The following is an 18,549-nucleotide window of genomic DNA, read 5'->3' on the forward strand; positions in this document are numbered from 1 at the left end:
AATGAGCTGCGCAGTCTCTACTCCGGGGCTATTTTCGGTGCCGAAACGCTCACCGGACTTATCATGGAGCCTGAGTTCATCCCGGCGGCGTCTCGTGAACAAGCCCGTAAGGCCCAGGACATCCCACCGATTACCGCCGATCCGGTCAACTCTGTTTCAGTACGGTCCTCGCGCTGGATCGAGTCTGAGAAGATCACCGACCGGTTGGCTGAACACCCCGACGTGGTCAAACTGATGATCAAAGTCAACGGCCACGACCCGGATGACCTGCTGATGACCGTGCGCGCCCACTTTGGTGACCGGGTGCAGGTCACCCATTCCGCCCCGGGTATATCGCTGTTGGAAATTTCCCGTGGCGACGTCCACAAAGCCTCGACCCTTGCCGACTATGCGGCGTCCATGGGAATCCATGCCAACGACGTCGTTGCCTTCGGAGATCAACGCAATGACGAACAAATGCTGCGCTGGGCCGGCACCAGCTATGCCGTGCAGTCCGGTCACCCAGGGTTATTTGCCGAAGCCGACGTGGTAGCGCCAGCCTGCGACGATGACGGCGTGGCCGAGATGATCGAACACCTACTCACGCTGCCCGAATAGTTCGGGACACTTAGAATAAGTCGGCACACCGCGCTGGCTCCCCGGTGGCAAAATACTCGACCAGATCTGCCAGCTGAGCCTCGGTGATATCTTCAGGCAGCGTGCACGAGGCGATATTATCTGCCGGTACGTGCCGCAACGACCGCGCCAAATCCGTAATACGCCCGGTATTGAGCCCCCGATCCGCAGCCACATACGGGGTCAACGAGGTCGCAATGGACTGCAACTGACCCGGATCACGCGTATCTAGCGCTTCTTGCAGCACCGTGGTCCACACGTCATCGGCACTGGGCGTCTCGGGATGTTCTGCCAACTCCTGCGGGCTGATATCCGTGCTTTCGAATTCGGTCAGAAAATCCAGATCCCACAGCATCACATGCTCCATGCGGGCACCCGTGAGTTCCTCGACCTCAACCAAGGTGGCTTCGACGTCGTCCAAATTCGTCACGAGCCGGGTGCCAGCCGGAAAATTGACCACATCAATACGACGACGCCCGTCGGCGAGGTGGAAAATCGACAGCGTCTGATTCGAAGATGCCGCCTGCCCAAACACCAAAAAATTCACGGGGCCCCGAGACACCTCTGAGGTTTCCGGCCGGGTGTCCTCATCGGGAAACGGATCCTCGATAACCTCAAGCGGGTGGAGACTGGAACGGATGGTACTGACCGCAACCCATACCGCACCGGCAAATACCGCCAGCACGATCACCCATACCCATATCGTTTTCCGTCGCGAAGCAGCAGCCATGCGGCAAAGTCTAGCTGACCCGTTTCAGGGTGGCGCCAGTATTGGTCCGCCAAATTGTCGTACGGTGGAGGGCATGACCACAGGCCCCAACGAGTCGATGACCACCCGGATCGAGCAACTGCGATCCTTCGCTGCCACCCGGGCAACCCATGCCCGGTCCTTTCGCATGGACCAGCTGCGCAGCCTTCGCGAACTGTTCGAAGATTACGCGAAAGATATCCAGGACGCCCTGTGGCAAGACATCGGCAAATCCGCGGCCCAAACGGACCAAACGGAATTCACTCCGGTCAAAGACGAAATCTCGCACGCCATGCTGCACCTGACTGACTGGATGGAACCTGATCGAAGACGCCCCATCCCGTTGGCACTACGTCCCGGCCAAGCCATGGTCAAAGCCCGCCCGCTGGGAACCGTCGGTGTCATCGGACACTGGACCCACCCGTTCTACAGTCTGCTGGCACCGTTGGTCGGAGCTGTAGCCGCCGGCAACTGTATAGTGCTGAAGCCATCAATGCGCGCACCTAAAACAGCGAAACTGCTGGGCACTATTTTGCCCGAATACCTGAACCCGCGCTCGATTGTCACGGTCACCGGGGGCGAAGGTGCGCTGGATGAGCTGGCGTCTCAGCCGCTCGACCACCTCTTTTACACCGGCTCCGAAACCGTTGGACGGCGGGTGTATCAGCTGGCCGCCCAACAGCTGACTCCCGTCACCCTGCAGCTTGGCGGCAAATCACCGGTGATCGTTGTAGATGGACACGACTGGAAAACTATTGGCCGCCGCATCGCGTACGGAAAATTCTCGAACGCCGGCCAAAGCCTCGTGAGCCCCGACTATCTGATCGCCGTCGGTTACGACGTCGCGACCAAGGTTCAGGATGCCGTCATTGATGCGGTCGAAGACTTCTACGGTCCAAATCCGGGCGAGGCCAAACAATTTGGCCGAATGATCACTCCCGACCACACCCAACGGCTCGTGAACCTACTCCAAGCCACCATGAAAGGCGCGGTCGGTGCCACCCCGGCCCGCCTGGTCTACGGCGGAAAGTACAACATCGAATCAGCGTATCTCGCGCCGACCATCCTCGCCGATGTGGACCCGAATTCGGCGATCATGCAGGAGCAAATTCTGGGCCCCATCCTGCCCATCCTGGTGGTTGACACCTACGACGAAGCCATGGAACTGGCCAACTCCATGCCCACCCCGCCGGCAGCCTACGGATTTTCTGAACGACGACGCATCCGTCGCGACTTCATGCACCGCATCAACGCCGGTGCTGCCGTCATGAACGCCACCGTGCTGCAAGCCTCTTTGCCGGCCCTGCCCCGCAATGCCACCGGCGCAGCGGGCTTTGGTACTTGGGGCGGTTACGAAAGTTTCCGACTCTTCTCGCAATACCGCACCCACCTCTATAAGCCCACGCGTTTTGACACACTCGAGGCCGCTTATCCGCCTGAGCCAAAACTCGGCGGCCGCTTCATCGATAAACTGAAGTGATTGACCAGCGAAGTGTGCCCGCGGGCATACCGGCTACCACGGGGTAAGGAATAGAGCTAATGTAGATTCGTTCACTCAAACCGAGAAGTCAATAGCATGCTGGAGGTGCTAAATCGTGGCCGAAAGACCGCCATCAGAGGATGACAGCATAAAAGAGGACGCCAAACGCGTGGGACGTCAAGCAGGTAAGTCCGTTGGCTCGTGGGATTACTCCCGACCAATCTACCCGCATAACATTCACCCGGCACTGGTCCCAGGTATCAGCCTGGATGAACAGCGTCGCAAATACAGCGTCGATAAAATCGTTTTTGCCGTTGCAGGTGTGCTGGCAGTAGCTTTCGTGATCTGGGGGCTGATAAGCCCCGAGAACGTCGGGGTCGTCGCCAACGCCGCCTATGGATGGGTCACCACCAACCTCAGCTGGCTCTTCAGTGCTGTAGCTACGATTGTGCTTTTCAGCCTTCTGGCGCTCGCTTTTACCCGCTACGGCAGAATTCCGTTAGGTAAAGACGGCGAGAAGCCCGAATTCTCCACATTCTCCTGGGTCGCGATGCTCTTTGCCGCTGGCCTAGGTATCGGCGTGATGTTCTGGGGCCCTGCTGAACCGCTGACATACTTCATCTCGCCTCCGCCAATGACCAACGCGCCGGAATCTACTGAAGCGATGCAGTTTGCCTTGGCGCAAACCTACTTCCACTGGGGCTTCCACGCATGGGCCATGTACGCGCTGGTGGGTGGCGCAGTAGCCTATGTCGCGTATCGCCGTGGGCGCAGTTTGCTCATGTCGTCGATCTTCCGGCGCCTGTTCGGCGCCCGCCAAACCGATGGTTTCGCAGGACGTCTTGTCGATATCTTCGCTATTATTGCCACACTCTTCGGTACGGCCGCGGCGCTTGGTATTGCCGCGTTACAGATCGGTGAGGGCGTCACTATTGTGGCGGGCGTATCGGAGATCACCAATACGGTTCTGGCGATCATTATCGCGGTCTTAATGGTCGGCTTTATCGTATCTGCCGTTTCCGGTGTTGCCCGGGGTATCCGCTACCTCTCGAACATCAACATCGTGTTCACCATCGGAATTGTTGCCCTGATCTTCTTCCTCGGACCAACCCTGTTCTTGATGAATCTGCTGCCGTCGGCCGTTATGGAATACATTGGTTCCTTCTTTGACCTCATGGCTCGTTCCGGGGCTTGGGGTCAAGAGACCATCGACTTCCAGTCCGCTTGGACCGTGTACTACTGGGCCTGGTGGATTTCGTGGTCGCCATTCGTGGGGATCTTCATCGCACGCATTTCGCGAGGCAGAACCATTCGGCAGTTCATTCTCGGCGTCATCTTGATCCCGTCATCGCTCCTCTTCGTTGCCTATGGGGTTATGGGCGCAACGGCCATCTGGATGCGCCGGGAAGGTAAGCCCGGTTTTGACGAAGAGATGGGAGCCCCACAAGTACTGTTCACCATGGTCGACAACCTGCCGTTTGCCGAATGGTTGCCGTTGGTGATCATGGTGATTCTGGCGATATTCTTTATCACGGCAGCAGACTCTGCCTCCGTGGTGATGGGTATTCTTACCACTCGTGGCCGTCAGGACCCGCCGAAATTGATCGTGGTCTTCTGGGGATTAGTCATGGGCGGTATCGCATTCATCATGCTGATCCTCGGGGATGAGACGGCGTTAGAGGGGCTGCAATCGCTGGTGATTATTACCGCGGTGCCATTCGCCCTCATCATGCTGCTCATTATCGTTGCGTGGGTGAAAGAACTGCGCACCGATCCATACGCACTGCGTCACCGGTACGCGGACACCGCCATCAGTCAGGCCGTCATAGACGGTGTGGACAAATACGGTGACAACTTTGCACTGAAGGTTGTGCCAACAGAACCCGGCGAAGGTGCGGGTGGCACAACTGACTCGGCGCATGATGATTACACCGGGTGGTATCAGCGCACCGACGAAGACGGAGACCCAGTCGGTTACGACTTCGAAACTGGTGAATGGGAAGACGGCTGGGACCCCGAAACCGGGACCATACCGGTCGCAGAGCCCAGAGCAACGGATAAACCCGACTAGATTCGTCGAGGAACAGGGTCGGCCGGCCCGAGCATTAGTTCGTGGTCAGGCCGACCCTGAAACCGGTGTGGCCTAGCGAAGTATCTGGGGTCACAGCGCTGCGCGCTGAAGTGCGATATCGCCTACAGTAGGAAGCGTGGCACATATAGGATCCTCCGCGAAGGACGGCAGCATCCTGGCCGGAAGTAAACCGGCTCGAGGTCCATTCCCACACGTTGCCGGTCATGTTGTGCAGCCCGTAACCGTTGGGCTCAAAACTCGTAGCTGCCACCGTTCCAACCGGGGCGTCAGGGTGATCTGGAAATTGCCCGGGGAATGTATTCATGCGAGGTGTTCCATTGGGCTCACGGACACCGCCCCACGGGAATGGTTGCTGTTCCAGCCCACCCCGTGCAGCAAATTCCCATTCAGTTTCTGTCAGCAACCTGGCGCCCGCCCACTGTGCATACGCCAGGGCATCGCGTTGCGAAACATGCGTTACTGGATGATCCGGACGATCAAGCACCGAGGTGTCGTCGCCGGCGGGGTACAACCAGGTAGCAGCGGAAACTTGACGCCACCATGGCGCATCCCGGATTGCCGGAGCAGCGGATTTCGATTCTTCAGACAGCAGACCTGCAAAAACCAGCGAATCACCATGGATCTCGGCGTCCGTGCGGTGCCCGGTCTCCAAAACAAAAGCAGCAAATTCAGCGTTCGTGACCGTTGTGGGCGAAACAGCAAATGGGCCAACCGTTGCTTCGCGTACGGGGCCCTCGCCGTCGTCGGCGTAGGCTTCGGGTGCTTCGCTGCCCATCAAAAACGTGCCACCCTGCAGTCCGACCATGCGCAAGTCGGAGGCCGCCAAAGCAGCCAATTCTGCAAGTACTTGGGACGAGCCGGTGTTCCGCGCGGCGTCTTGAGCGGCGGACGACCCTCCGCGCTGCGGACTACAGCATGCACTCATGAGTCAATTTCTCCAATCGGATGTCGTGAAAGGTGGTTTTCCTATGAAACCTAACATCGTGGTAATTCAAGCAGACCAAATGGCGGCCCAAGCGCTGGGCGCATACGGGGATGAGGCCGCAAAAACCCCACATATTGATGCGCTTGCCCAGGAGGGTGCCGTCTTTGATCGAGCATATTGCAACACGCCACTGTGTGCACCATCGCGAGCTTCGATGATGACTGGGCAAATGCCATCCGACGTCGGCTGTTACGACAACGGCGCTGATTTCCCGGCATCGATGCCAACGTTTGCGCACCACTTGCGTGCCGTTGGCTACCATACGGCACTGATTGGGCGCATGCATTTCATCGGGCCAGATCAGGAACACGGTTTCGAAGAACGCTTGACGACTGACGTCTACCCGGCAGACCTCGACATGGTCCCCGAGTGGGAGCGTCCCATGGATCAGCGACTGCAGTGGTACCACGACGCCGATGCGGTCTTCACCGCAGGCCCATCGCAGGCCACCGTGCAGCAGGACTTCGACGACGAAGTCGGATTCCGCACACTACGACACCTCAACGATCGGGTTCGCGTCAACCAGGCATCCGGTGAAGACGTGCCATTCTTGATGGTCACCAGCTTCATCCACCCACACGACCCTTACGAGCCACCCAAAGAACACTGGGATCGCTTTGAGGGCCACCACATTCCGGATCCCCTGCACCCAGATGTCCCGCGTATCGAGCAGGACCCACACAGCCATCGTCTGCGCGCTATGAGCGGGTTTGATCAGCGTTATCCGAGCATCGAGGAAGTCCGCAACGCGCGTCGTTCCTATTACGCAGCCGTCAGCTATATCGACGACCACGTCGGACGCATCCGGGCCAAGCTTGATGAGCTCAACCTGCTCGACAACACCGTTATCGTCGTCACCAGTGATCACGGCGACATGCTGGGCGAAAAGGGCCTCTGGTACAAGATGTCACCCTATGAGGAATCTTCCCGCGTCCCACTGATCGTCTACGGACCAGAACATTTGGTACCGCAGGGCCGCTTCTCAAACCCGGTTTCGCTGATCGACCTCATGCCCACCCTGCTGGAACTCTCAGAGGCGCCCCAGGCAGACGTTGCTGGCATCTCCCTGTTGGAATCCGCGCGACAAGAAGCGTCCGGCAAAACCGGCCCACAAGATCGCGATGTGATCATCGAATACCTGGCCGAAGGCACTCACGCTCCGCAACTCACGCTTATCCGTGGCCAGTATAAGTACGTGGTGTGCCCCGGTGACCCGGACCAGTTATTCGATTTAACAGCCGATCCATATGAGCTGCAGAACGTTGCCGCCGCCGAAGAATATGTCAGCGTCGCACAACAGATGCGGAAAGACGTGGAATCGCGGTACAACCTTGAAAAGTTGGAAGCCGAGGTGCTGCACAGCCAGAAGCAGCGTCGTCTCGTTGCCTACTCGATGCAGCAAGGCAAAATCCGCCACTGGGACTATGTGCCAGATCCCGAGCATCGTTACGTTCGTGGAGATTTCTGGGATGCACTCGACTACGGCAAGGTGAGAATCCCACAGGCGGACTAACTGTCTGAAAAAAAACACTCCACCCGCAGGCTATCGAGATCAGATAATGTCCGGTTTCGATACCCGGCGGGTGTAGTTCCAGATTAGAACGAGTGTGTTAGATAATCATGCGTCCTTCGCGGCGGGCTTGAGCCCACTCTTTGAAAAACCCACGTGCGATAACAAACATGGTCACGCCTACGAAAATTGGCCACATTAATACGTAAATAGTCAGACCAACGGTCATATTATTCTCCTTGCTTGTCAGTAGCTACGTTGCCTACACTGCTGGTTTCCAACTGCTCTGATTCGTCTGCGTCGTTTTGGGTATCGAAGTCGCCAGTAATCTTCTGAATTACCGAGTAGTCGAAGTTCTCCTTGGAACGGAAAGACATGAAGTAGCAGACCAGGAAGCTGACAGCGTAGGCGACGAGCGAGCCAGATAACACCGAGTAATCACGGAGGAAGTTAAAGCCGAACGGCAAGACCGCGACCATGCCGACCGTTGCGATAATCAGTGCTGGTTTCATGCCAAAGAAACCGAAGCCCATGATGCCGAGGATGACGCCGATGCCAACGATCGACAAGAGCTCGACACCGTAACCCAGGATGCCATCGACTGGGATCCATTCGAAGCGCACCGGCAAGAAGATGACCAGCGCGGCCAGCACAGATACGGAGAAGGCAGCGTTCGTGACTTTCTTCCAGTAGAACGATGAGATGACCGGGAAGACCAGGCAGCCCCACATGGCGCCGACGAACACTAGGAGATCCAGAATACTGAATCGTGCTGTAGCGAAGTAGAGCGCAGCAGCAGTGGCAACAATCATGGTTACGCGACCGACGGTGAGCATAGTGCGTGGATTCGCTTTGCCGCGCCCCTTGCTCTGACCATAAATATCTGCCATGGCGATTGAAGACAGTGCCGAAAGATCCGAGTCCGCCGTTGAGGACAACGAACCAATGATCATGATGAAAGCCAAGCACAACAAGACAGGGCCGAGATAGGTGCCGGCCATCTGTGGGATCAAGTTGTTGAGGTCACCATCGAGGGGTGAGATACCCAGGTAGAGGGCCATAACACCGAGCATACCGATACCAATAATTGTGGCACCGTAACCGACCGTTGCGGTGATAAAGGTCGGCTTGATCAGGTCCTCACGCACGGCGAACAGGCGCTGGGCGATGGTTTGGTTACCGATTGCATAGGCAAGTACAGCGGCAATATAAGGGGCACCCTGATTCATGAATGCATCGGACGAGAAGAAGCTCTGTTGCTCAGGGGATACGTTACCGGCTGCGACACCGGCTTCGAACATGCCCGGACCACCGGCGGCGAAGAAGACAACCGGGATAATGATCGCGGCTGCACCGAGCATAGCCATGACCTGACAAAAGTCGGTCATGACGGAAGCACGGAATCCGGACCACAGGGTGTACAACAGGACACCTGCGGCAACAACGACGATACCCGTGCCGAAACTCAAGGGCGTCAAGATCGCGAAGAGGGCCCCACCGGCAATGAAGTTTGAGGTCAGCGAGATGACGGACCCTAGAACGTTGGACCCGGCCAGCATGAGCTGCGATGAGCGGCCGTGGCGTGCGTACATGACCTCGGCGAGTGTGTGCGCCTTTGGGGCAACTTTGCGGATGCGCTTACCAAAGGGATAAATAAAGAGAATCATCAGTGCGCCCCAGAACCCATAGTGAATGGGGCCAGAGACACCGTAGTTATACCCAGCCTCGGCTGAAGCGTACATTGATGACGCCCAAATCCACGTGGCAGTCATAGAGGCAGCAGAGATGCCGAAACCAATCTTGTTTCCAGCGGTCATGTAGTCATCAGCGTTTTCCTTTTTCCGGCTGATGAAGTACGACATGAGCAGAGTTCCTCCGTAAAAGAGGACAATCAACAACACCACGACAGGTATGGATATTTGGAGTAATTCTTGGCCTTCCGATGCAGGCGGCACAGTAGTCCTTTCGCTCAAACGTCCGTTAACGGCGCACGTTGCGCCTTACGGCCCGACCTTTCGCATAGGCTCAATCCGAAACGGGAATATTCCACAATCCGTCACGGTGAGTCGGTCAATTTTCAGACCACGTCGGGCGCTCACGCAGGATCTCGGCTGGCTGCACAGTCCCGGTTCTTCGCCGGCGCGCGCCTTAGCCAAACCCACTTTTCGTGAGCTTCAACCTCTCAGTTGAACATAGATAAGCTTGGCATAGTTCACCCCGAATAGCGAACCCATGGCGTGTGGAATGGTCTCACGGGGTCTCAAAACATCGGCGCCATGGTGCGAGAGCGAGGTTTTATCGAAGCGCGTCTTGCATAAATTTACCTACGAGTCAAATGCGCCGCCTGGGATGTGCCAATGAGTGCTTATAGCAGCATTGTGGCGAAGATTTAGGGTGTGCTCAATGATTGATAATTGCATGGAATTAGACGCTTCGACGGTTACTTTTCGGAAGCTCTACGATCAGCAAGTGCACTAAGAAATATACTGACGATTCGGGTCAGATCTGCAGTGGATATTTGCTCCAGATTGACCACTCCATCCGTGAGTGGAAACTCAAAATCGTGGTGCTGATGAAAATCTGGATGTGATGGTGATGAAGTCATGCGAAGGGCCCTTTCGTCTCATGCGAGTTGTCTCATCATGCATGACCTCAGTGCCGTCTGGCTGACCGAAAGGACCGTTCTGTGGATAACTACGGCGTGAGGTGCCACGAGAACTGCTTATCGGGTCGGGAGCCGATCGCGGTTATATGTGATGTCGTCATAGCCGTGAGGTTGTGGGTTGCCGTCTTCATCCAACGAAACGAACACGATCTTTTCGATCGACAGAATGAGGCTGCGAGTAATCATGTTTCGTACTTCGGCACGCATCGTCAATGAGGTGCGACCGAAGCGAGTAGCTTTGAGCCCCATTTCGATCATGTCGCCTTGTACCGCCGAGGAAATGAAATTGATTTCGGACATCATTTTGGTCACTGCCCGATGATTTCCTAGCTGCAAGATGGCGTAAATCGCGGCTTCTTCGTCGACCCAGCGAAGTAACGCTCCGCCGAAGAGTGTGCTGTTGGCATTGAGGTCTTCCGGCTTGACCCATTTCCGGGTGTGAAAGTTCATCCCGTCGTCGAGCACGCTAAAGGCTTGGGTTTGTGGTGAGGTTGGTTCAGAAGTCATAGAACTCAGCCTAGTCAGGCATCGCGTTGGTCATAATGATGGCCATCACAATTGTCGTGCGGGCGAACAGGCATTCCTCGGCCGAGTCAGTGGGCGCGACAATGGGCCCGCACCGTTTGTACGAGCCCATCATGACCAAGTGCAATTATTTTGCGGAGCGCCGTTCAGCCACGAGTGCTTCGAGACGGGCGCCAAGCCGCAACAGCTGATCCTCGGCGCCGATACGACCGATCGCCTGAACCGACCAGGACATCCCGTTTTCGTCGTCTTTGATCGGCACTGAAATTGCCGGCAGGCCAAGCACATTGATCATCGATGAATATGGTGTGAACTTACACTGATACTCGTAGTCCTCTTGGGCTTCTTTGGCGGAGAAAGTGCCCACCGGTGGTGGTGTGAATGCCAGAACCGGGGTCAGGACGACGTCGTACTCGCCAAACTGACGGCGGGTATCCTGTGCCCAATCGGTAAGGCGTTCAACAGCCTCCTCATATTGTTCTGGCGTCCGCGAGCGCGCTTGTCTCAAGAAGTCCTTGGCCAGCGGCTCCATCTGTTCCTCTGCACCCTCAGCAAGTGGCATCCGTGTGAGTCCATTGGTCCACACTGTTTGAAAGTTCTTGTGATAATCCGGCAGGTAGGAAAAGTCCATTTCCTCAATGGGTAGGCCCTCTTTGCTCAGCAATGCCACGGCAAGCGTCAACGCTTGGACGGCTGACTGGGAGAGCGTAATCTCCAAATCTGGCTGAAACGGTGCAGCCGTCGTGTAACCAATCGATAGGTTCCCGGCAGATTCATGACCTTCCCGCGCAGCGGAGAGGTACCGGCCCTGCTGCTGTGTCGGATCGACCAGAGCATCCATGAGCATGCCGGCGTCCTCGACAGTGCGTGCCAGGGGACCGGTGACCGTGAGGTTGGTGACGTGGTCTTTCTGATCGTCAGCTGGGACAGTGCCACGGCCGGGCTTCAAGCCGATCAGACCGGTTGCAGCCGCAGGAATGCGGATGGATCCGCCGCCGTCAGAGCCTGGAGCCACCGGCAGCATGCCGGACGCAACTGCGGCAGCAGCCCCGCCGGATGATCCACCGGCGGTTAGATCCGGATTGCGTGGATTCCGAGCAGGAGCTGAAATATCGTTATCCGAATGGCAGGATAGGGCGAACTCGGGGATGGTGGTCTTACCAACCTGTACCGCTCCCGAGGTATTGGCATTCAGCGAGAGGGGGTCATCGCTGGTTTGGGGTTCAGAATTCACGAACAACTTGGAACCAAAGGTGGTGACCATGCCGGACACATTGACAGCATCTTTGAACGCGAGGGGAAGGCCGTGCAGCGGACCAACCACGCCGGTCGAGGCATAGGTTGCATCGAGCTCATCGGCACGAGCTAGGGCGGCGTCTGCATGCACCGTTATGAAAGCGCCCAAATCAGCTTTGGAATTGATCACGGCGAGAAAATGTTCGGTGACTTGCCGGGCAGTATAGGTTCCGGAGGCAATCGCATCGCGCAGTTCGACCGCGCTCAGCGAGCCAATGGCATGATTTTCGGTCATACGTTAACTGTATACGTCCACGAGCTCAATCTGGCCGGTTTTGCTGGCAGCCGGGCGTTTTGTTGGTTTACGATGGCCACATGAGTGACTTTGAAACCCTTAATGTAAACGAAGTACCCGACGACGCCCACATCTTGGATGTCCGTGATCCATACGAATTCGATGCCGGCCATATCCCCGGGGCCATCAATATCCCAATGGACCAACTCCCGGTTCGCATCGAAGAGCTTGACCCAGATACCGACTACTACGTGATCTGTCGAACCGGCGGCCGCTCCGCACGGGCCACACCGTATATGGAAATGCACGGCTACTCAGCATTCAACGTAGCCGGTGGCTGTGGCGCCTGGTTAGAAGCGGAGAAACCGTTGGTCTCTGAAACCGGTGGCGACCCCATCGTGCGCTAACAGCAGTGTGAAGTCCCACGAGTTACCATGCGCCCGAAGTACTTCGAGGTACAGTAAACACCCATGAAGTCGTTTGCGTATCTTGGTCCAGAAGGCACATTTACCGAAGCCGCCCTCCAAAGAGTTCCCGAAGCTCGCGGAGCAACGAAACTCGCGGCAGGCTCGGTGATCACTGCGCTCAACCATGTGCGCACCGGGGAGGTCGAGGCCGCCGTCGTACCAATTGAAAATTCGGTAGAGGGCGGCGTTTCGGCCACACTGGATGAAATTGCCGTGGGCAACGAACTGCATATTGTTCGCGAAGTCTTAGTGCCCATTAGTTTCATGCTGGTTGGCCGTCCTGGTGGCACCCAGGAACTTGATCAGCTGCGCAGCGTCTCAACCCACACACACGCGTGGGCGCAGGTCCGCAGCTGGGCCGAAGCGAACATTCCTCAGGCTGACTTCGAGCAAGCATCTTCAACGGCTGCCGGCGCTCGCGGCCTACTCGACGACACCACAACCTATGACGCCGCCGTGTGTGCGCCGCATCTCGCTCGCGGCTTGGACCTCCCGATCCTTGCGGAGGGGATAGAGGACACGGTAGGCGCGGTCACCCGATTCGTAGTGGTGGCTCAACCGGGCACACTGCCTGAACGCACCGGCTCCGATAAAACATCTCTGGTAGTACCGCTGCCCGAAGACCATCCCGGCGCGCTGGTCCAAATCATGAACCAGTTCTCCACCCGCGGTATCAACTTGTCGCGCATTGAATCCCGACCCACCGGCGAATACCTAGGCAAATACTTCTTTTCCATCGACCTGGAGGGCCACCTGGAGGAAGAACGCGTGGGAGCTGCACTTGCAGCGCTCCACCGGATGTTCCCGGGGGTGCGGTTCATGGGGTCCTACCCGCGAGCCGAGCCCATCCCGTATGCCATTCCGGCATATACCACCGACGACGCCTACCAGCGCGGCCGGGCCTGGGTGCAAAACATTCTCAACCGGTGAGTTATTTCTGTTCGGTTGATAGCTCGACCGGCACACGCACGCGCAGTGACAACGGAATAGTTGTTGCTTTGACTTCTTTGATTTTCGGGATCGGATCCCCGTCAATCTGGGCAACGAGCGGTTCTTCGAATACCATCCTGCACGTTCGTGCCTGAAACGTTGTGACTCGAGGACTCTTGCGCTTTGCCGTCAGCGTGGCACTTGCTACCTGAATCCAGTCGACCAGGTGGCGCGGATCCAGCAGCGCAACATCCAACAGACCGTCATCAATCACCGCATCGGGGATCATATTGATGCCCCCGGTGAGATACCCGCAGTTGGCAATCATCGCAGAACGAACCCGGTAGCGCTTCGGCTCCTTCCCATCGGACGACACCGTAACCGAGTGGCGTTTGCCTCGCAGATGTCGCACACCGGCCTCGGTGTATGCCAGCCACCCGGCAGCTGCTTTGAGCCGGTCCGACGTCGAGTGCATGATTTGCGCGTCGTAGCCTGCGCCAGCAATAACCACCGAAACCTGGTTGTCCCACGTATCGTCGTCGTGCAACATATCCAAGGACACGACATCAACCGCACGCGACTGCCCGTTAAAAGCAATGGAAATGCACGAGTGGACATCGTTGATGGGCAAATTCAGGTTCCGAGCCAACAGATTGCCCGTTCCCGTGGGGATAATCCCCATCTGGACGTCGGTGTTGTACAGTACCTTCGCCGCGGCGCGCACCGTGCCGTCCCCGCCAGCGATCACTACGAGCTGGGCGCCATCTTTGACCGCACGCTGAGTGGCGGCATAACCGGAATCATCAGGATCCGTCTCATAAAACTTCGGTTCGGGGAGCCCAAAGAGTGCGCAAGCCTGCGTGACCAGCGGACGCGCTTGGTCCGCGGCGGCCTTCGCGGGGTTGAACACCATCGCGACATGATTCAACACGCCCAGCCTCGAGGCCACCTGCGGCAGTTCATACGCTTGGGTGAGCTGCCCGGAAAGCTCCCGGTTCACATCCCGTAGCCGAGTCGCACGAACATCGGCTTTACGCCAGGCAACGATCGCTACAATTGCCCCAATGATGGCGCAAACAGACACCACGATAAGCACAGTGGTTAACGGATTCATGTCAACAAGTCTAGGTCACACCCGGCTCAGGTAAGCTGATTGATGTGATTGACGTAAAGCATCTTGCCGAAAACCCTGACCTGTACCGAGCCTCGCAGCGCGCACGCGAAGACGACGAATCACTGGTGGATCAGATCATCACCGCTGACGCCGACCGCCGGGCCGCGCTCCAGGCCTTTGAACGCTTGCGCGCCGAACAAAATGTCGTCTCTAAAAAGATTGGCCAGGCCTCCGGAGACGAGAAGCAAGCCCTGCTTGGTTCCGTTAAGGAACTTTCGGCGAACGTCAAAACCGCAGAAGCCCAAGCCGATGCCGCCACCCGAGAACTCGAAGCGCTCAATAATCGCTTCCCCAACCTCATTGTTGAAGGTATCCCATCCGGTGGCGAAGAGAATTTCGCGGTACTCAAAGAAGTTGGCGACGTACCGCAATTCGAGTTTGAACCTCGCGACCACCTAGAACTTGGTGAACTGCTGGGCGCCATTGACATGGAACGCGGAGCAAAAGTCTCGGGTTCGCGCTTCTACTTCCTCAAAGGTGTGGGCGCTCAACTCGAAATGGCGCTGACCCAAATGGGCATGGCACAAGCGGCCGAAGCCGGGTTTACACCAATCATTACGCCAACCCTGGTACGCCCAGAAACCATGAACGGTACCGGATTCAACGTCGAGCACGACGACGAGATCTACCGCATCGAAAAGGACGACCTCTACCTGGTCGGTACCTCCGAAGTTGCCCTGGCCGGTTACCACGCTGATGAAATTCTTGACTTCAGCGATGGCCCCATCCGATTTGCTGGCTACTCGACCTGCTACCGCCGCGAAGCCGGAGCCGCAGGAAAAGACACCCGCGGCATCATTCGTGTCCACCAGTTCAATAAGCTGGAAATGTTCATCTATACCACCGTCGAGGAAGCCGAAGCCGAGCACGAGCGCCTGCTGGCTTGGGAAGAAGACATGCTGGCCAAGATTGAGGTGCCCTACCGGGTTATCGACACCGCCGCCGGCGACCTCGGCCCCTCTGCTGCACGGAAGTTCGACTGTGAAGCGTGGGTTCCCACGCAAGAGGACTACCGCGAACTCACGTCGACCTCGAACTGCACGACCTTCCAAACGCGTCGTCACAATGTGCGTGAACGCCTCTTTAACGCCGACGGCACTCGCGCCGGTACCCGGATGGCCGCCACCCTCAACGGCACCCTCGCCACTACCCGCTGGCTTGTCGCGATCCTGGAAAACCACCAGAACGCCGACGGCTCGGTCAACGTGCCAAAAGCCCTGCAACCATACATGGGCGGCAAAACTGTACTGGAGCCCGTCAAATAACGACCGCGGTGTACCGCCGCAAGTCGTCGCCAAGAAGTTCGGACCAGATTTCCTGCCACGTTCGCGGGTGTTCGTCTCACGTTCATCGCAACGTTGCCCAACATGATTGACTAGTGATTATGAATAAAAAGATGGTCTGTTTAGACGTAGACGGTACGATCGTGGACTTTGACGGCCACATGTATCCAGAAGTGCGTGCCGAGATTATCAATGTCATGGAAGCTGGACACCACGTCCTGATCGCCACCGGGCGGGCCTTCCACGCGACATTGCCCATCATCCGCGACCTCGGACTACACTCGGGCTACTCCGTGTGTTCCAACGGAGGTGTCTCGCTGCGCCTGGATCCAGAATTGGATGAAGGGTTCGAAGTCATCGCGCGCAGCACCTTCGATCCGTCGTCGGTGCTTGATTCACTCAGTGAACGCATCCCCATGGCCAAGTTCGCAATTGAAGACGATACGGGACAATACCTTTCGACCGAACGGTTCCAAGACTTCAGCTTCGGGGTACAAGCCGCCGGTGTGGCGTTCGAAGAGCTCCAGGAAACCACGGCTGTACGTCTCGTGGTGTTCTCTCAAGACTCATCAACACAAGAATTCGCTTCGGCCATCGAAACCCTCGGACTCCAGGGCATCACGTACTCGGTTGGGTATAACGCGTGGCTGGATGTTGCTGGCGCGGGCGTCTCGAAAGCCTCGGGCCTAGAAGCGCTACGTCAGATTCTGCACGTCGATCCGCAAGATACCGTTGCGATTGGTGATGGGTTCAATGACGTGGAAATGCTGGAATGGGCTGGCCGCGGTGTAGCCATGGGTCAAGCGCCACAAGAGGTCAAACAGGTTGCCGACGAGATTACGGGAACCGTACACGATGGCGGACTCGCCACCGTACTGCGCACCCTGCTCTAAGCGTCAGGGAGGTCTCAAAGTCCACTGTTGGACTGGATTGCGACGGCGGAATCCGTCTGGTCCAATAACAAACGTACCGTGGAACGAACGTCGTGCTCGGTATTGTAGAGGGACCGCTTGATCGCCTGCGACACGGCCTGAACGGTCATCCCTAATTCTTTGGCGACACGTCGCTGTTGGCCCCGCACGCCCGGTACAAGCCGGTCCAGTACAGCCCACTCAGCGTCGGAACGTCGAGACACAATATGGCCGAGCAGCTGCAACACGTTTTGAGCATGTTTGCCCAATTGTGTCGGATCGACGCCGCGCGGTGGCTTCGCCGCCTCAATGCGTAACGGCACCAGTTGACCCTGCTTGGATGCCAATGAGAGAGCCAATTCGGCTGCTTTCACGCCGGAACCTTCAAGCCTGCCGTGACTATTTTCAGCTACACCGCCGACGCCGATACCCACATTCCAGTCTTGCAGCCGCATGGCGTGCATGGCAGCTTCGACGGCGTGCTGCGACGTGCCTACCACTTGTTTGTAGGCAGTAGGATCTGCCGCGCGTGACCCCGGGAAGTCAACGCCCAAGCGTTGCTCTAAGTCGTGTTGCAACGACAATAATTTCTGTTCGCTTGGTTCGGCGGAGCGTTGAGTCATCATCAAAACAAACATATTTCTATCCTTGCACGTACCCAACACCTAGCGCGAGGTGCCCGGGTTCGTGGACAGCAAGTTCTTTGTTTGGAATACAGCAAAACGCCGTAAGAGCGGGCTCTCACGGCGTTTTCTGATCACGGGACCTGGGAATTTACGTATTGTCTCACGGCGAAATTACTCAAACCGGACTGATGCGTCCCGTAGTCTGAGTCGTTTTTCGAGGTTTTAGCCTTGAAAACGATCAATCGATGCTTGGAGTTCAGCTTCAGCAGCTTCGCGGCCTTTCCAGCCTTCAGCTTTCACCCATTTTCCTGGTTCCAAATCCTTGTACCGGGTGAAGAAGTGCTCAATCTCTTTGACCAGGTACTGGTCGATGTCATCGAGTTCCTTGATGTGGTCATAACGCGGATCATTCGGCACACACAGCACCTTATCGTCACCACCGCCGTCGTCAGTCATCGAAAAGATCCCGATTGGGCGTGCTTCAACAACAATATTCGGTAGGAGATCGAAACCAGGCAAGTACACCAGCGCATCCAGCGGGTCGCCGTCCTCCCCCAGAGTATTATCGAAAAACCCGTAGTGAGTGGGGTATTCCATGGACGTAAAAAGCACACGGTCCAGGTGTAGACGGCCGGTCTTTTCATTGATTTCGTACTTGACTCGAGAGCCGGCTGGGATCTCAATGGTGACGTCGTGGTGCATTATTTCTCCATCTAATCGGGGTATGTCTTGCCGCACCGAATTGATCAGGCGCAAGCGTATGCTTGATCTAAGGTTATTACGTGCACAGGCAATTCACCCAAATAAGCTTACAGAGTGCAACGACTTTAATGGGATAAGGCGAAAAACAGTTCGACAGGTGACAGCATGATGGCAGCGAAATCTTCCGGCCGGCGGGCAGACCGCGACCGGCAGGCTCGCCGCCCCAACGCATGGTTGATCGGGTTGCTCATCGGGCTGGTTGCCGGTACAACGGTCGCGGTGACATATCCGGCGCCCAGCGTGGA

17 protein-coding genes are annotated in these 18,549 nt (G+C 57.0%); 8 read left to right on the forward strand and 9 right to left on the reverse strand.

All coding sequences use genetic code 11. From position 1 onward, the window contains the following. A partial coding sequence (locus tag L0H14_RS08100; RefSeq protein ID WP_301421626.1) for an HAD family hydrolase occupies nucleotides 1–597 on the forward strand: 597 nt, incomplete at its 5' end. 10 nt (nucleotides 598–607) lie between these two features. Here the strand turns inward: L0H14_RS08100 and L0H14_RS08105 are convergent. Continuing rightward, nucleotides 608–1,345 carry a hypothetical protein gene (locus tag L0H14_RS08105; protein ID WP_301417689.1) on the reverse strand — a complete coding sequence of 246 codons (738 nt, stop codon included), beginning with the start codon at nucleotides 1,343–1,345 and terminating at the stop codon, nucleotides 608–610. A 73-nt stretch (nucleotides 1,346–1,418) separates the two neighbouring features. On the opposite strand from L0H14_RS08105, the gene L0H14_RS08110 reads away from it, so the two are divergent. Together L0H14_RS08110 and L0H14_RS08115 are read left to right on the forward strand one after the other, a co-directional pair. Further along, nucleotides 1,419–2,843 carry an aldehyde dehydrogenase family protein gene (locus L0H14_RS08110; RefSeq protein ID WP_301421627.1) on the forward strand — a complete coding sequence of 475 codons (1,425 nt, stop codon included), beginning with the start codon at nucleotides 1,419–1,421 and terminating at the stop codon, nucleotides 2,841–2,843. A gap of 115 nt (nucleotides 2,844–2,958) precedes the next feature. Further along, nucleotides 2,959–4,914, forward strand: a complete 1,956-nt coding sequence (locus tag L0H14_RS08115) for a BCCT family transporter (RefSeq protein ID WP_301417685.1) — start codon at nucleotides 2,959–2,961, stop codon at nucleotides 4,912–4,914. A gap of 34 nt (nucleotides 4,915–4,948) precedes the next feature. Here L0H14_RS08115 and L0H14_RS08120 read toward each other — a convergent pair whose 3' ends face one another. Then, nucleotides 4,949–5,860 carry a formylglycine-generating enzyme family protein gene (locus tag L0H14_RS08120; protein ID WP_301417683.1) on the reverse strand — a complete coding sequence of 304 codons (912 nt, stop codon included), beginning with the start codon at nucleotides 5,858–5,860 and terminating at the stop codon, nucleotides 4,949–4,951. Between the two features lie 43 nt (nucleotides 5,861–5,903). Between L0H14_RS08120 and betC the strand changes: the two genes are divergently transcribed. Continuing rightward, complete coding sequence (gene betC, locus L0H14_RS08125; protein ID WP_301417681.1) at nucleotides 5,904–7,433, forward strand: choline-sulfatase; 1,530 nt, start codon at nucleotides 5,904–5,906, stop codon at nucleotides 7,431–7,433. A gap of 97 nt (nucleotides 7,434–7,530) precedes the next feature. On the opposite strand, the gene L0H14_RS08130 is transcribed toward betC, so the two are convergent. The 4 genes from L0H14_RS08130 to L0H14_RS08145 all read right to left on the reverse strand — a co-directional run bounded on the left by L0H14_RS08130 (nucleotide 7,531) and on the right by L0H14_RS08145 (nucleotide 12,151). Then, nucleotides 7,531–7,659: a putative transporter small subunit gene (locus L0H14_RS08130; RefSeq protein WP_301417679.1), complete on the reverse strand. Its 129-nt coding sequence runs from the start codon at nucleotides 7,657–7,659 to the stop codon at nucleotides 7,531–7,533. A gap of 1 nt (nucleotide 7,660) precedes the next feature. Beyond that, nucleotides 7,661–9,385, reverse strand: a complete 1,725-nt coding sequence (locus tag L0H14_RS08135) for a sodium:solute symporter family protein (RefSeq protein ID WP_301417677.1) — start codon at nucleotides 9,383–9,385, stop codon at nucleotides 7,661–7,663. 767 nt (nucleotides 9,386–10,152) lie between these two features. Continuing rightward, the gene (locus L0H14_RS08140) at nucleotides 10,153–10,545 is read right to left on the reverse strand and encodes an acyl-CoA thioesterase (RefSeq protein WP_301417695.1); all 393 of its coding nucleotides are present in this window, start codon (nucleotides 10,543–10,545) and stop codon (nucleotides 10,153–10,155) included. Between the two features lie 202 nt (nucleotides 10,546–10,747). Beyond that, the gene (locus tag L0H14_RS08145; protein WP_301417675.1) at nucleotides 10,748–12,151 is read right to left on the reverse strand and encodes an amidase; all 1,404 of its coding nucleotides are present in this window, start codon (nucleotides 12,149–12,151) and stop codon (nucleotides 10,748–10,750) included. Between the two features lie 80 nt (nucleotides 12,152–12,231). Between L0H14_RS08145 and L0H14_RS08150 the strand changes: the two genes are divergently transcribed. Both L0H14_RS08150 and pheA read left to right on the forward strand, forming a co-directional pair. Further along, nucleotides 12,232–12,558: a rhodanese-like domain-containing protein gene (locus L0H14_RS08150; RefSeq protein ID WP_301421628.1), complete on the forward strand. Its 327-nt coding sequence runs from the start codon at nucleotides 12,232–12,234 to the stop codon at nucleotides 12,556–12,558. A 63-nt stretch (nucleotides 12,559–12,621) separates the two neighbouring features. Then, nucleotides 12,622–13,548 (forward strand): prephenate dehydratase, encoded by a 927-nt coding sequence (gene pheA / locus L0H14_RS08155; protein WP_301417671.1) that lies wholly within the window; start codon nucleotides 12,622–12,624, stop codon nucleotides 13,546–13,548. A 1-nt stretch (nucleotide 13,549) separates the two neighbouring features. Here the strand turns inward: pheA and L0H14_RS08160 are convergent, their stop codons facing one another. Next, a complete protein-coding gene (locus tag L0H14_RS08160; protein ID WP_301421629.1) occupies nucleotides 13,550–14,662 on the reverse strand; it encodes a diacylglycerol kinase family protein in 1,113 nt (370 codons plus the stop codon). 44 nt (nucleotides 14,663–14,706) lie between these two features. Here L0H14_RS08160 and serS point away from each other — a divergent pair, with 44 nt between their 5' ends. Both serS and L0H14_RS08170 read left to right on the forward strand, forming a co-directional pair. Beyond that, nucleotides 14,707–15,987, forward strand: coding sequence for a serine--tRNA ligase (gene serS / locus L0H14_RS08165; RefSeq protein WP_301417667.1), 1,281 nt, complete (start codon nucleotides 14,707–14,709; stop codon nucleotides 15,985–15,987). 119 nt (nucleotides 15,988–16,106) lie between these two features. Next, on the forward strand, nucleotides 16,107–16,898 hold the full coding sequence (locus tag L0H14_RS08170; protein WP_301417665.1) for an HAD family hydrolase: 792 nt from the start codon (nucleotides 16,107–16,109) through the stop codon (nucleotides 16,896–16,898). A 14-nt stretch (nucleotides 16,899–16,912) separates the two neighbouring features. Here L0H14_RS08170 and L0H14_RS08175 read toward each other — a convergent pair whose 3' ends face one another. Next, the gene (locus L0H14_RS08175; RefSeq protein ID WP_301417663.1) at nucleotides 16,913–17,554 is read right to left on the reverse strand and encodes a hypothetical protein; all 642 of its coding nucleotides are present in this window, start codon (nucleotides 17,552–17,554) and stop codon (nucleotides 16,913–16,915) included. Nucleotides 17,555–17,764: 210 nt separating this feature from the next. Further along, entirely contained in the window at nucleotides 17,765–18,244 is a 480-nt protein-coding gene (locus tag L0H14_RS08180) for an inorganic diphosphatase (protein ID WP_301417662.1), read from the reverse strand. Nucleotides 18,245–18,549 lie beyond the last annotated feature (305 nt).

The sequence above is a fragment of the Yaniella sp. genome (assembly GCF_030453185.1).
In the GTDB taxonomy this organism is placed as follows: domain Bacteria; phylum Actinomycetota; class Actinomycetes; order Actinomycetales; family Micrococcaceae; genus Yaniella.

Coding starts and splice junctions, on each gene's coding strand:
- L0H14_RS08105 (WP_301417689.1), bottom strand. CDS start 1,345: ATGGCTGCTGCTTCGCGACGGAAAACGATATGGGTATGGGTGATCGTG.
- L0H14_RS08110 (WP_301421627.1), top strand. CDS start 1,419: ATGACCACAGGCCCCAACGAGTCGATGACCACCCGGATCGAGCAACTG.
- L0H14_RS08120 (WP_301417683.1), bottom strand. CDS start 5,860: ATGAGTGCATGCTGTAGTCCGCAGCGCGGAGGGTCGTCCGCCGCTCAA.
- betC (WP_301417681.1), top strand. CDS start 5,904: ATGAAACCTAACATCGTGGTAATTCAAGCAGACCAAATGGCGGCCCAA.
- L0H14_RS08130 (WP_301417679.1), bottom strand. CDS start 7,659: ATGACCGTTGGTCTGACTATTTACGTATTAATGTGGCCAATTTTCGTA.
- L0H14_RS08140 (WP_301417695.1), bottom strand. CDS start 10,545: ATGAACTTTCACACCCGGAAATGGGTCAAGCCGGAAGACCTCAATGCC.
- L0H14_RS08145 (WP_301417675.1), bottom strand. CDS start 12,151: ATGACCGAAAATCATGCCATTGGCTCGCTGAGCGCGGTCGAACTGCGC.
- L0H14_RS08150 (WP_301421628.1), top strand. CDS start 12,232: ATGAGTGACTTTGAAACCCTTAATGTAAACGAAGTACCCGACGACGCC.
- pheA (WP_301417671.1), top strand. CDS start 12,622: ATGAAGTCGTTTGCGTATCTTGGTCCAGAAGGCACATTTACCGAAGCC.
- L0H14_RS08160 (WP_301421629.1), bottom strand. CDS start 14,662: ATGAATCCGTTAACCACTGTGCTTATCGTGGTGTCTGTTTGCGCCATC.
- L0H14_RS08170 (WP_301417665.1), top strand. CDS start 16,107: ATGAATAAAAAGATGGTCTGTTTAGACGTAGACGGTACGATCGTGGAC.
- L0H14_RS08175 (WP_301417663.1), bottom strand. CDS start 17,554: ATGTTTGTTTTGATGATGACTCAACGCTCCGCCGAACCAAGCGAACAG.
- L0H14_RS08180 (WP_301417662.1), bottom strand. CDS start 18,244: ATGCACCACGACGTCACCATTGAGATCCCAGCCGGCTCTCGAGTCAAG.